This is a genomic window from Chromobacterium sp. W521, assembly GCF_052805975.1.
Window position 1 is genome coordinate 213,636 of record NZ_JBRBAF010000005.1, and the last position, 12,373, is coordinate 226,008.

The following is a 12,373-nucleotide window of genomic DNA, read 5'->3' on the forward strand; positions in this document are numbered from 1 at the left end:
CATGCCGCGCACCCGCAAAAAATCAGACGCCCAAGACGGCGCGCCCGCCACACCGTCCGCCGACGTTTTCCAACTGACGCTCAGCGGAGAACAAACCATTTACCAGGCGGCGGAACTGCATCAGCAGCTTCACGCCGCCCTGGCCGGCCACGCCGCCATCGAGCTGGATATGTCCTGTGTCGGAGAACTGGACTGCGCCATCGCCCAGGTGCTGCTGTGGCTGCGCCGGGAAAGCCTGCGCAAGGGCGTCGCGTTGCGCTTCATCGCCCCCAGCCCGGCCTCTCAGGACTTCATACGACTCGTCGGCCTGCAAGGCGAGCTCTCATTGGAAGAGGCCGCGCATGGATCTTGAACTGGCGCTGCAAACCTTCTTCGAAGAGTCCAACGATCTGCTGGGGGAGATGGAAAGCATCCTGCTGGACGCGGAGGCCGACTCCACCACCACGGAACAGCTGAACGCGCTGTTCCGCTCCATGCACACCATCAAGGGTTCCGCCGGGCTGTTTGGTCTGGACATCGTCGTCGGCTTCACCCATGAGGTGGAAAACGTGCTGGACCTGCTGCGCGACGGCGCCCTGCGGCTGGACGATATGCTGACCGGCCTGCTGCTGCGCTGCCACGACCACGTCAAGGAGATGCTCACCGCGCTGGCGGCCAAGGACAGCCTGGAGCGCTTCGCCGACACCGAACTGCTGGACGAGCTGATCGCCTACAACCGCGCGGCCGGCGGCGCCGCGGCTCAGGATGCGGCGGAAACAACCTCGCCCCCGGAAACACCGCCCGCAGCGGCCCCATCCGAACCTCCGGCCGCGCCCGACGCGCAAAAGCCGGAGCAGTGGCTGCTGTCGCTGCGCTTTGGCCCGGACATGTTGCGCAACGGCATGGACCCGTCTTCCTTCATCCGCTATCTCGCCACCATCGGCGAGATCGATCGGATCGAAGCCGTCACCACCCAACTGCCGGCCGGCGACGCCTTCAATCCGGAAACCAATTATCTGCGCCTGGAGGCGCTGTACCGCAGCCCGGAAGAACAGCAGACGCTGCTGGATGTCTTCGAATTCGCCCGCGAAGACAGCGAGGTCCATATCTGGCCGTGGCCGCCCACTTCGCGACAACAAGCGCAGACGCTGGCCAGCGCCGCGCCGGAGGAGGCCGAGGCGGTGCAGGCGGTATGGCTGCGCTTTGGCCTGGAACCCGAGACCGCCGAGCCGGAAGCCGCGCCCGACGAGTCCTTCGCGATGGAGGTGGAAACGCCGCAGGCGGAAGTCGTGGAATTGGCGCAGGAGGAACATTCCACCGCGGACCTCGATCCTGTTCTGCTCGTCGACGTGGCCCAGGAAGCCCCGGCAGCCCGCGCCGGCGTCAAGACCTCCGGCGACGCCAAAAGCGGCAAGCAGGCTGAAAGCAAATTCATCAAGGTGGAGGCTGGCAAGCTGGACAGCCTGATCAACCTGATAGGCGAACTGGTGATCGCCGGCGCCGCCGCCAACCTGGTGGCGCGTCGTTCTCAGCAAAGCGCGCTGGTGGAGGCCACTCAAACCATCGCCAACCTGATCGAACAGATCCGCGCCGGTACGCTGTCCATGCGCATGATCCAGATCGGCGAAATCTTCAGCCGCTTCCCGCGCGTGGCGCGCGATGTCTCCCGCGAACTGGGCAAGGACATCCAGCTGCACATCTCCGGCGCGGAAACCGAGCTGGACAAATCCATGGTGGAAAAACTGGGCGACCCGCTGATGCACATCGTGCGCAACGCCATAGACCACGGCATCGAAACCACGGAGCGCCGGCTCGCCAGCGGCAAGCCGGCGGAAGGGCATGTCTGGCTCAACGCCTACCATGAGTCCGGCAGCATCGTGATCGAAGTGGCCGACGACGGCGGCGGCCTCAACCAAGAGCGCATCCTGGCCAAGGCGGTGGAACGCGGCCTGGTTCCCGCCGATTCCGCGCTGCCGGAGCAGGACGTGTTCCGGCTGATCTTCGAGGCAGGCTTCTCCACCGCGGACCAGGTCACCAACATCTCCGGCCGAGGCGTCGGCATGGACGTGGTGAGAAAAAGCATAGAGCAGCTGCGCGGCACCATAGACATCGAATCAGAACTCGGGCTCGGCACCACCTTCCGCATCCGGCTGCCGCTGACGCTGGCCATCATCGACGGCTTCCTGGTGGAAGTGGCCGCCGCCACCTTCGTGGTGCCGCTGGAAGCAGTGATCGAATGCATAGAACTACCCGCCGCCCTGGACAAAGACAGCGTTCACGACTGCCTGAATCTGCGCGGCGAGTTGCTGCCGCTGCTGCGCCTGGACAGCTTCCTGGATTTGCCGTCGGTCGCGGCCAAACGCCGCAACGTGGTGGTGGTCCACTACGGCGATCGCAAGGCTGGTCTGGTGGTGGATGCCCTGCTGGGCGAATTCCAGACCGTGATCAAGCCGCTGGGCAACCTGTTCCGCCATCTCAAGGCCATCAGCGGCTCCACCATCTTGGGCACCGGCGAAGTCGCCTTGATTCTCGACGTGCCCGCCCTGATCCACCATGCCACCCAAAAAGAGGCGGAGCGGTACGCACTGCTTCCCGCCCGGGAATGGGACGCTGGCACGACAAACACCGCGGCGAAAACGGATAGGAGCGCCCAATGAGCCAATACAAACACGGCATGTCCATCGCGCAGAAGCTCGGGCTGGGTTTCGGCCTGATCATCGCGCTGATGCTGATCTGCGTCAGCGCAGCGCTGTACGGGCTGGAAGTCAGCAATATCGCCCTGCGCGACATCACCCAGGTCAACAACACGGAAAGCCGGCTGGCGCGCCAATTGATCAGCGATAATCAGGACATCCGGATTGCCTACCGCAACGTGATGCTGGCCGAGGGGCCTGCCGACATCAACAACGCGCTGCAAGCCTATCAGGCGGCAAAAATCATCTATACGGACAGGGAAAAGAAGCTGGCCGAAGTGTTCCGGCAAGCCAGCAACAACACCCCACAAGAACTGGAGCAGATGAGCCGCATCCAGAATATGCGCCCCGCCACGCTGGCCCTGGTGGACAAGGCGGTGGATCTAGCCAATCAGGGCCGCCAGGATGAGGCCAAGAAATTGATGCAGAACGAGATCGCTCCGCAAATGATCGCCTTCAACCAGCAACTGACCGCGCTGGCGGACCTGGAAGACAAACTCAACGACCAACTGGCCAATCAGGCCGACGCCAGCTATCAGCAAGCCCACTGGGTGATGATAGCGCTGTCCTTGCTGGCCACCTTGATCAGCGCCGGCCTCGCCACGCTGATCACCCGCAACCTGCTGCGCACTCTGGGCGGCGAACCGCACTACGTGTCCGAAGTGATGCGTCAGGTGGCCGACGGCAATCTGGACGCGGAAATCCGGCTGCGGCAGGGAGACCAAAGCAGCCTGTGCGCCGCCATCGCCGTCACCATAGAACGGATGCGCAACATCATCGCCGAGGTCAAGAGCGGCTCCGAGGCGCTGTCCAGCGCCGCGCAACAGATCAACTCCACCTCCCAGGCGCTGTCCCAGGCCGCCAGCGAACAGGCCGCCGGCATTGAGGAGACATCGGCCTCCGTGGAAGAGATGTCCTCGTCCATCAGCCAGACCAACGACAACGCCCGCGTCACCGAGAGCATCGCCACCAAGGCCTCGCGCGAGGCGGCCGAGGGCGGCGAGGCGGTACGCCGCACCGTAGAGGCGATGCGTCAGATCGCCGATAAGATCGGCATCGTCGACGACATCGCCTACCAAACCAATCTGCTGGCGCTCAACGCCGCCATCGAAGCCGCGCGCGCCGGCGAGCACGGCAAGGGCTTCGCCGTGGTGGCCGCCGAAGTGCGCAAGCTGGCCGAGCGCAGCCAGATCGCCGCTCAGGAAATCAGCGGCGTGGCCGGCAGCAGCGTCAAGCTGGCCGAACAGGCCGGCCAGTTCCTGGAGGAAATCGTCCGCTCCAGCAGCCGCACCGCCGATCTGGTGCAGGAAATCGCCGCCGCCTCCAACGAACAGGCCAGCGGCGTCAGCCAGATCAACTCCGCCATCCAGCAACTGAGCCTGACCACGCAGCAGAACGCGTCCGCCAGCGAAGAACTGGCCTCCACCGCCGAGGAAATGAACGACCAGGCCGAACATCTTCACGAATTGATGGGCTACTTCAAGCTGGGCGCCGCCGAATCCTTCCACCCCGCGCCGCGCGCGCGGCGCGAGTCCGTGCTGCAGCACAAACCGCTGCACCCGCCGCTGGCGGAAGAGTCCGACTTCATCCGTTTCTAACCGGACTAGCGCCATGAAACCGCTCCATCTGCAGCGCAAACACGACAACGCCGTCTCCGCCGAAGGGCAGACCGACGCACGCCAATACCTGACCTTCCAGCTGGGCGGCGACGTCTTCGCCATCGGCATCCTGGCAATACGTGAAATCCTGGAATATTTGAAACCCACCCATGTGCCGCTGATGCCGCCCTTCATTCGCGGCGTGATGAATTTGCGCGGCTCGGTGGTGCCGGTAATAGACCTGTCGTTGCGCTTCGCCCGAGGCGAAACCGAAATCAATCGCCGCACCTGCGTCGTCATCATCGAGGTTGAAGGAGAGGACCAGCTGCAGTTGATCGGCATTCTGGTGGACGCGGTGCACGAAGTGTTGGCCATTCCCGACGCAGACATCGAGCCTCCGCCCCAGTTCGGCAGCAAGATCCGCGTCGACTTCATTGCCGGCATGGCCAAGCTGGACGGCCACTTCATCGTGCTGCTCAATGTCAACAAAGTGCTGTCGGTCGATGAAATGGCCCTGATCTCCAGCCTGGGCCAGCAGGAAACCGCAGCGGAAACCCAAACGGAAAAGGCCTGAGCGGCCATGCCGGCCCACTTCGCCTCCGCGCCCGGCCCAAGTTTTCTGTCCGTCTCCCGGCAGTTGAAACTGGGCTTCGGCGCGCTGCTGTTTCTGCTGCTGGCCTTGATTGGCGCGGGGCTGTACGGCCTGGAACAATTCCACGTTCAATTGGAGGAGATCACCCAAGTCTATGGCCGCCACGCCCGGCTCAGCGACCGCATGCAGGTCCAGATCCAGGAAATGCGCATCGACTACCGCTCGCTGATCATCGTCTCCTCCCGCCGCGACATCGACACCTGGCGCGAACGCTATTTGAGCGCGCGCAACCGCTACCTGGAGCTGGAGCAGCGCCTGGCCGACGGCATCGCCCGTCAACAAGCGCCGGGCCGGGCCAGCCTGCAACAGGCCCTGCGGCAACTGCAAAATCGCCGCATAGAGGCCTTCATCCAGTTGGACCAGGCGATGCGCCAGGCCGCCGCCAACCAAAAATACGAAGCGCGCAAAGTCCTGGGCCACGCTACGCCCAATTTCCTCGCCGCCTTGCGGAAGCTGCGGACCGAAACCCACGCCTTGCAGCAACAAGCCGCCCTGCAAGCGGAGAGCCGCGGCCGGGAATTGAAAACGCTGTTGCTGACGCTGGCCGGAGGCAGCGCGCTGGCAGGCCTGCTGCTGGCTTGGGCCATTCACCGCAACCTGTGGCGCATCCTGGGCGCGGAGCCCGACGAGCTGGCCGAACGCATGCGCGAAATGGCCGCCGGCCGGCTATGGCGCGGCGGCAAGCTGCCCGCGGGAACGCGCCGCAGCGTGCACTCCACCTTGGAATACAGCAGCCGCCACCTGAGCGACATCATCCAAGACGTGCGTCACAACGCCGACCAACTGGCCGACAGCGCCCGCGAAATCCGAGCCACCGCCGAGGCGCTGGCGCAAAACAGCTGGGCCGCCGCGCTCAGCGTGAGCGCCACCGCCCAATCCTGCGCTCAAATGCACGACGTCAGCCAAGGCAACCTGGCTCAGGCCGAACTGACCAACGCCGCCGCGCACGACGCCGCGCGCCAGGTGGCTGACGGCAAACAAGCGGTGCAGACCGCGGAAAACGCGCTGGAACAGATTGCCGAGCGCATCGCAACCGTCGAAGACATCGCCTACCAAACCAATTTGCTGGCGCTCAACGCCGCCATAGAGGCCGCCACCGCCGGCCGGCACGGCCATGGTTTCGCCGTGGTGGCCGGCGACGTGCGCAAGCTGGCCGAACGCAGCCATCACGCCGCCCGGGAAATCAGCGAACTGGCCCGGCACAGCCGCCATGAAGCGCGTCAGGCCGCGCGCGCGCTGTCCGGCATTCTGGAACGCAGCGCGGCCACCGCGGAACTGGTGGGCGGCATCAGCGCCGCCAGCCGGGAAGAGGCGCGCGGCATATCCCAAGTCCGCGACGCGATGGAGCACCTGGGCGAGGTGTCCCAGCGCAACACCTCCAACAGCGAAGCGCTGGCGGCCACCGCCGCCGAAGTGCACAAACAGGCGGCGCGTCTGCAACAGCAAATCGCTTACTTTCTGATTCAGGAGACAAGCGCGGAGACGGAGAGCGCGTCGAATCCACCCTGAAACGGCGCGGCAACTGATCTACATTAAAACGAATGAACCGGTCGCTTGGCCACCTTCGGCACAAAGGCCCTGGTAATGACAAAACAAGACGTCGATATTTTCCTTCATCCCGGCGATTGGTACTTCGGCGACAAGCACCACAAGGTCCGCACGCTGCTAGGTTCCTGCGTCTCGATCACGCTGTGGCATCCCAAAGCCAAAATCGGAGGGATGTGCCACTACCTGCTGGCTCGGCGCACCGACCGCAGGGCATCGACATTGTCGGGCCGCTACGGCGACGAAGCCATGCTGTTGATGCTGCACGAGGTGCTGAACTCCGGACTGCCCTTGCAGGAATTCCACGCCAAGCTGGTGGGTGGAGCCGCGGTGCTGGCCGGCATCGAACGCGATCAGCCGCACGACGTGCCGTCGCGCAATATCGACATGGCCTACCAGTTGGTGAAACAACTCGGGCTATCCGTGCATGCGGAGGATTTGGGCGGCAACAGCCCGCGGTTGGTAATGTTCGATCTGGCCACGGGCGATGTGTGGGTAAAACAAACGCAAGACGCGGACATGAGCAAGATCTCCGCACACCATAAGGCAAGGACTCGGGCATGACTATCAAAGTGCTGATCGTGGACGACTCTGCAGTGGTTCGCCAAGTGCTGAGCCAGGTTTTCAGCCAGGCAACCGGCATGACGGTGATGGATGTGGCCACCGACCCCATCGCCGCGATGGAAAAAATGAAACAGCAATGGCCGGACGTCATCGTGCTGGACATCGAGATGCCGCGCATGGACGGCATTACCTTTCTCAAGCAGTTGATGGCCAGCCGGCCGACGCCTGTGGTGATCTGCTCGTCGCTGACGCAAAAAGGCACCGACATCAGCATGCAGGCGATGGCCGCCGGCGCGGTGGAGGTAATCGCCAAACCCATGGCCGGGGTCAAGGGCTTTCTCGAAGAGAGCGCCAGCCAACTGGTGCATGCGGTGCGCAGCGCCGCCGCCGCCCGAATGAACCGAGTGCGGGTGATGCCCTCCGCCGGCGGCGGAGCGCCCTCTGGCGGCCCGGCGCCAACACCCAACCCGCTGGAAACCCGGCCCAAGCTGTCCGCTGACGCCATCCTGTCCGCGCCCACCGGCGGCAATATGTTCGCCACCACGGAACGCATCATTGCCGTGGGCACCTCCACTGGCGGCACCCAGGCCTTGGAAACCGTCCTCACCGCTTTGCCGCGCACCTGCCCCGGCCTCGCCATCGTCCAGCACATGCCGGAAAAATTCACCCGCTCTTTCGCCGAGCGGCTGGACAGCCTGTCCCAGATCGAAGTCAAGGAAGCCAGCAACGGCGACCGCATCCTGCCGGGCCGCGCGCTGATCGCACCCGGCGGCAAGCACATGATGATCAAACGCAGCGGCGCCTTCTATCTGGTGGAAGTGGTGGATGGACCGCTGGTCAGCCGCCACAAGCCGTCGGTGGACGTGCTGTTCCGCTCCGCCGCCAAGTTCGCCGGCAAAAACGCGCTGGGCATCATCATGACCGGCATGGGAGACGACGGCGCCAAGGGCTTGAAGGAAATGCACGACTGCGGCGCCAAGACCATCGCCCAAGACGAGGAAAGCTGTGTCGTGTTCGGCATGCCCAAGGAAGCGATCCGCCTGGGCGCGGCCGACGAAGTGATGTCGCTGGACACCATCGCCAAGGCGATTTGCCGCTGAACGAGGAAACACCATGCAACTGGATATCCAGGACGTCCTGATCATTGACGACAGCACCTTGCAGCGCCAGCACGGCTGCGAGATCTGCCAAGGCCTGGGCGCGCAGCAGATCCGCCAGGCCGCCAACGGCGAGGAAGGTCTGGAGCGGATGCGCGAGCAACTGCCCAGCCTGATCCTGCTGGATTTGGAAATGCCCAAACTGGACGGCGTGCAAGTGATGCAACACATGGCCAAAGAGGGGCTGACCGCGCCGCTGGTGGTCACTTCCAGCAAAGACTATCTGTTGATCTCCACCGTGGAGCTGATGGGGCGGGAGCTTGGACTGCCGGTGCTGGGCGGCTTAAAGAAGCCGCTGCGCCAGCCCGAGCTGCTGGACCTGCTCAAACGGGTCTGGACGCCCAAGGGCAGCGACGAACACCATGCCGAACTGTTCAGCGAGGTGGAGGTGCGCGAGGCCCTGGACAAGGGCGAGATCATTCCCTACTACCAGCCCAAGGTCACCCTCAACGGCGGCTTGCTCAAAGGCGCGGAAATGCTGGCGCGCTGGCAGCACCCGGAGCTCGGCATCGTCTCGCCCGCCCGCTTCATCCCGGTGGTGGAAGCCAGCGGCTGGGCCACCGAACTGACGCTCAGCATGCTGGACCAAGGCCTGAAGCAATGGCAGGAATGGGCGCGTCGCGGGCTGCGGCTGCCGCTATCGGTCAATCTGTCGGCGCTGTCGCTGAAGGGCGACGATCTGACACAGCAAATCGAGCAGCGGCTGCTTAGCACCCATGTGCCGCCTCGCTTCATCATCTTCGAAGTGACCGAGACCGCGATCGCCGACAACCTGGCCGAGGCCATCGGCATCGCCGCCCGGCTGCGGCTGGGCGGCCTGGGCCTGTCCATCGACGACTTCGGCACCGGCTTCGCCACCTTGCAGCAACTGACCCGTTTCCCGTTCACCGAACTGAAAATCGATCAATCGCTGGTCACCTCGGTGTCCACCAAGCCGCACCTGGAAGCCGTGCTCAACAGCGTGATCGAACTGGCCCAGCGCATGCAACTGACTACCGTGGCCGAGGGCATAGAAACCACCACCGACCTGGACTTCATGGGCAACCGCGGCTGCTTGATGGGCCAGGGCTATTTCATCGCCAAGCCGATGGACGCGCCCCACTTTGAAAGCTGGGTCAAGGAAAGAATGCAGCAGCATAAGGAGGCCAGCACCGGCTGACCCCGGACTTTGAACCGGCGCTTAGAGCCTGTTCAAAGTCTGCTCTGCGCTTCGTGGAGCCTTGCACGGCGAGTACAAACTCAAAATGCTCATGTACCCCTCGTACACTCCGCTTTTTCGCTCGTTTTCGCCTTGTCTCGCTCTGGTTCGCAAGATCGTAAAATCGCGCTTACACCGACCACAACGGCGGCTCGTCCAACAGCGCAATCTGCTCGCGCAAGGTCAGAATCTGCTCCTCCCAATAACGCTGGCTGTTGAACCAGGGGAAGGCGGCCGGAAAGGCCGGATCGTGCCAACGCCGAGCCAGCCAGGCGCTGTAATGGATCAGACGCAGGGTGCGCAAGGCCTCCAGCAGATGCAGTTCGCGCAGGTCGAATTCGCAGAAGTCCTCGTAGCCGGCCAGCACCTTGGCCAACTGCGCCGATTGCTCCTCGCGGCTGCCGGACAGCAACATCCACAAATCCTGTACCGCCGGCCCCATGCGGCTGTCGTCAAAATCGACGAAATGCGGGCCGTCGTCGGTCCACAGCATATTCCCGACATGGCAATCGCCGTGCAGCCGCAGCGCGCTTACCGCGCCTGCTCGCTGGTAAGCGCGGTCGACGCCGGCCAAGGCTTGCTCCAGCACGCCGCGAAACACCTCGCGCAATTCCGGCGGCAAGTCCGCGTGCCGCAACAGGTATTCCGCCGGCTCGCGGCCAAAACTGTCCGGGTCCAGCGCCGGCCGCCGCGCGTAGCCCTCCACTCGGCCCAAGGCGTGAATGCGCCCAAGGAAACGGCCGATCCACTCCAAGGTTCGCGCGTCGCCCAGCTCAGGCACCCGGCCTCCGCGGCGAGGAAACAAGGCGAAGCGGAAACCGCCGTGATGGTGCAGCGTCGCGCCGTTGAAAGCCAACGGCGGCACCACCGGGATCTCGCGTTCCGCCAGCTCCAGCGAAAACGCGTGCTCCTCCAGTATCTGCTCGTCGCTCCAGCGCTCCGGCCGGTAAAACTTGGCCACCAGCGGCGCGGCGTCGTCGATGCCGATCTGATAAACCCGGTTCTCATAGCTGTTCAGCGCCAGCAAGCTGCCGGAGCTGAAAAGGCCTAGGCTGTCCACTGCGTCGAGAATGGCGTCCGGCGTGAGACCGGCGAAGGGTGGCGTTTGATGTGTCTGCATCCAGGCATTATACGCAGCCGGCAGCTCTCAAGCGTAAGCGGGTAAAATGAAGGAATCTGACGTCGCGCCGGAAGCCCCCATGGATCTGAAAAACCTCTATACCCGCCTGCCCTCCGTAGACCGCCTGCTGAGCCACGACCGTCTGTCCCGCCTGCTGGGCCGCCACGGCAACGCCGCGCTGGCCGAAGCCGTGCGCCAGACGCTGGAGCAGGCGCGCCGGACCATACGCGAACAGCACGCGCTGCCGCCCTGGGCCGCCAGCGACGACAGCCTGGCCGCCGCGGTAGGCGACCGCGTCGCCGAGCGTCAGCGCATGCGCATGCGCCCGGTGTTCAACCTGTCCGGCACCGTCTTGCACACCAATTTGGGCCGCGCGCCGATGGCCGAGGCCGCGGTGGACGCGGTGACCGCGGCGATGCGCGAAGCCGCCACGCTGGAATTCGACCTGCAAGGCGCCGGCCGCGGCCACCGCGACCAGGCGGTCAGCGAACTATTGCGCGAACTCACCGGCGCTGAAGCCGCCTGCGTGGTCAACAATAACGCGGCGGCGGTGCTCATCATGCTGTCCACCGTGGCCGCCGGCCGCGAGGTCATTCTGTCCCGCGGCGAGATGGTGGAGATCGGCGGCGCCTTCCGCATGCCGGACGTGATGCGCCAGGCCGGCTGCCGGCTGGTGGAAGTAGGCGCTACCAACCGCACTCACCTGAAGGACTATCGCAACGCGATCACGGCGGAAACCGGCCTCCTGCTCAAGGTCCACACCAGCAATTACGCGATTCAGGGCTTCGCCAGCAGCGTGGCGGAGGCGGAACTGGCCGAACTGGCGCGCGAACGCGGCCTGCCGGTGGCCACCGACCTGGGCTCCGGCGCGCTGATCGACCTGGCCGCCCACGGCCTGCCTCACGAGCCGATGCCGCAGCAGATGATCGCCGCCGGCGTAGACTTGGTCAGCTTCTCCGGCGACAAGCTGCTGGGCGGGCCGCAGGCCGGCCTGATCATCGGCAAGCGCGAATGGATAGACAAGATTCAGCAACACCCGCTCAAACGCGCGCTGCGCTGCGACAAAATGACGCTCGCGGCGTTGGAAGCCACGCTGCGGCTATATCTGGAACCGGACCGGCTGCCCGAAACCCTGCCGACGCTACGCCTGCTGACCCGCCCGCAAACAACGATGCGCGCCAGCGCCGAGCGCCTGCGCGCCCCGCTGGCCGCCGCTCTGGGAACGGACTATCTGGTAGAGGACGCCGCCTGCCTGTCCCAGATCGGCAGCGGCTCGCTACCGGTGGACCGCTTGCCCAGCTGGGCGCTGGCGGTTTCGCCCGCCGACGGCCGAGGCGGCACGCTGGAACGGCTGGCCGAAGCGCTGCGCGCGCTGCCGCGGCCGGTGATCGGCCGCTTGGCCGACGGCCGGTTATGGCTGGACCTGCGCTGCCTGGAGGATGAAACCGGCTTTATCGACAACCTGGGCTCATTGGCGCGTCCATAGCCACACCAAAACGCCGGCGGCCATGGCCCAGCATGCCGCCGCGCCCAGCAAGGCCGCGCCCAAGCGCCAACGGTCGACCAGCCAATACAAAGCCAACAAATAAATAAAATAAGGCAGCAGCGAAGCCATGCCGAACAGCAAGGTGGTTTTCAGCTCGGCCACGCCGCGCTCGCTGCCCACAATATAATGCGCGATCAGCGCGAAGGTGGGAAACAGCGGCACCAGGCCGGCGATATAGTAATTTCTGGACCTGGCCAACACGCTGATCAACAAGACCGCCAGCGCGCCCAAGGCGCTTTTCAACAATAAAGCCATTTCCTTACCCGCCCGCGGAAAACCACGATTGTGTCACAAGCCGTCCAGCCAACGGCTGAGGTTCAT

11 protein-coding genes are annotated in these 12,373 nt (G+C 64.5%); 9 read left to right on the plus strand and 2 right to left on the minus strand.

What is annotated here, in order from left to right:
- Position 1 precedes the first annotated feature (1 nt).
- The 8 genes from ACUXV1_RS09450 to ACUXV1_RS09485 all read left to right on the plus strand — a co-directional run bounded on the left by ACUXV1_RS09450 (position 2) and on the right by ACUXV1_RS09485 (position 9,347).
- Entirely contained in the window at positions 2–352 is a 351-nt protein-coding gene (locus tag ACUXV1_RS09450) for an STAS domain-containing protein (RefSeq protein ID WP_081554769.1), read from the plus strand.
- On the plus strand, positions 342–2,636 hold the full coding sequence (locus ACUXV1_RS09455) for a chemotaxis protein CheA (protein ID WP_446015239.1): 2,295 nt from the start codon (positions 342–344) through the stop codon (positions 2,634–2,636). Before ACUXV1_RS09450 ends, ACUXV1_RS09455 begins: the two co-directional genes overlap by 11 nt.
- Positions 2,633–4,270 (plus strand): methyl-accepting chemotaxis protein, encoded by a 1,638-nt coding sequence (locus ACUXV1_RS09460; protein ID WP_052370718.1) that lies wholly within the window; start codon positions 2,633–2,635, stop codon positions 4,268–4,270. The genes ACUXV1_RS09455 and ACUXV1_RS09460 overlap by 4 nt, the downstream gene beginning before the upstream one ends.
- Before the next feature lie 13 nt (positions 4,271–4,283).
- The gene (locus tag ACUXV1_RS09465; protein ID WP_019103017.1) at positions 4,284–4,844 is read left to right on the plus strand and encodes a chemotaxis protein CheW; all 561 of its coding nucleotides are present in this window, start codon (positions 4,284–4,286) and stop codon (positions 4,842–4,844) included.
- A gap of 6 nt (positions 4,845–4,850) precedes the next feature.
- Positions 4,851–6,431, plus strand: coding sequence for a methyl-accepting chemotaxis protein (locus ACUXV1_RS09470; RefSeq protein WP_052370715.1), 1,581 nt, complete (start codon positions 4,851–4,853; stop codon positions 6,429–6,431).
- Positions 6,432–6,506: 75 nt separating this feature from the next.
- Entirely contained in the window at positions 6,507–7,031 is a 525-nt protein-coding gene (locus ACUXV1_RS09475) for a chemotaxis protein CheD (protein ID WP_043591400.1), read from the plus strand.
- Positions 7,028–8,131 carry a protein-glutamate methylesterase/protein-glutamine glutaminase gene (locus ACUXV1_RS09480; RefSeq protein WP_043591196.1) on the plus strand — a complete coding sequence of 368 codons (1,104 nt, stop codon included), beginning with the start codon at positions 7,028–7,030 and terminating at the stop codon, positions 8,129–8,131. Before ACUXV1_RS09475 ends, ACUXV1_RS09480 begins: the two co-directional genes overlap by 4 nt.
- A 13-nt stretch (positions 8,132–8,144) precedes the next feature.
- Entirely contained in the window at positions 8,145–9,347 is a 1,203-nt protein-coding gene (locus ACUXV1_RS09485; RefSeq protein ID WP_043640049.1) for an EAL domain-containing response regulator, read from the plus strand.
- Positions 9,348–9,516: 169 nt separating this feature from the next.
- On the opposite strand, the gene ACUXV1_RS09490 is transcribed toward ACUXV1_RS09485, so the two are convergent.
- On the minus strand, positions 9,517–10,506 hold the full coding sequence (locus ACUXV1_RS09490) for a serine/threonine protein kinase (RefSeq protein ID WP_446015242.1): 990 nt from the start codon (positions 10,504–10,506) through the stop codon (positions 9,517–9,519).
- Between the two features lie 79 nt (positions 10,507–10,585).
- Between ACUXV1_RS09490 and selA the strand changes: the two genes are divergently transcribed.
- On the plus strand, positions 10,586–11,992 hold the full coding sequence (gene selA / locus ACUXV1_RS09495; protein ID WP_114153440.1) for an L-seryl-tRNA(Sec) selenium transferase: 1,407 nt from the start codon (positions 10,586–10,588) through the stop codon (positions 11,990–11,992).
- On the opposite strand, the gene ACUXV1_RS09500 is transcribed toward selA, so the two are convergent.
- Positions 11,975–12,307: a GlpM family protein gene (locus ACUXV1_RS09500; protein ID WP_194427639.1), complete on the minus strand. Its 333-nt coding sequence runs from the start codon at positions 12,305–12,307 to the stop codon at positions 11,975–11,977. The genes selA and ACUXV1_RS09500 overlap by 18 nt on opposite strands.
- Positions 12,308–12,373: the final 66 nt, after the last annotated feature.

Bases quoted from the DNA above. Each gene is read 5' to 3' on its own strand.
- selA (WP_114153440.1), top strand. From the start codon at position 10,586: ATGGATCTGAAAAACCTCTATACCCGCCTGCCCTCCGTAGACCGCCTG.
- ACUXV1_RS09500 (WP_194427639.1), bottom strand. From the start codon at position 12,307: ATGGCTTTATTGTTGAAAAGCGCCTTGGGCGCGCTGGCGGTCTTGTTG.
- ACUXV1_RS09480 (WP_043591196.1), top strand. From the start codon at position 7,028: ATGACTATCAAAGTGCTGATCGTGGACGACTCTGCAGTGGTTCGCCAA.
- ACUXV1_RS09455 (WP_446015239.1), top strand. From the start codon at position 342: ATGGATCTTGAACTGGCGCTGCAAACCTTCTTCGAAGAGTCCAACGAT.
- ACUXV1_RS09470 (WP_052370715.1), top strand. From the start codon at position 4,851: ATGCCGGCCCACTTCGCCTCCGCGCCCGGCCCAAGTTTTCTGTCCGTC.
- ACUXV1_RS09490 (WP_446015242.1), bottom strand. From the start codon at position 10,506: ATGCAGACACATCAAACGCCACCCTTCGCCGGTCTCACGCCGGACGCC.
- ACUXV1_RS09485 (WP_043640049.1), top strand. From the start codon at position 8,145: ATGCAACTGGATATCCAGGACGTCCTGATCATTGACGACAGCACCTTG.
- ACUXV1_RS09465 (WP_019103017.1), top strand. From the start codon at position 4,284: ATGAAACCGCTCCATCTGCAGCGCAAACACGACAACGCCGTCTCCGCC.
- ACUXV1_RS09460 (WP_052370718.1), top strand. From the start codon at position 2,633: ATGAGCCAATACAAACACGGCATGTCCATCGCGCAGAAGCTCGGGCTG.
- ACUXV1_RS09475 (WP_043591400.1), top strand. From the start codon at position 6,507: ATGACAAAACAAGACGTCGATATTTTCCTTCATCCCGGCGATTGGTAC.
- ACUXV1_RS09450 (WP_081554769.1), top strand. From the start codon at position 2: ATGCCGCGCACCCGCAAAAAATCAGACGCCCAAGACGGCGCGCCCGCC.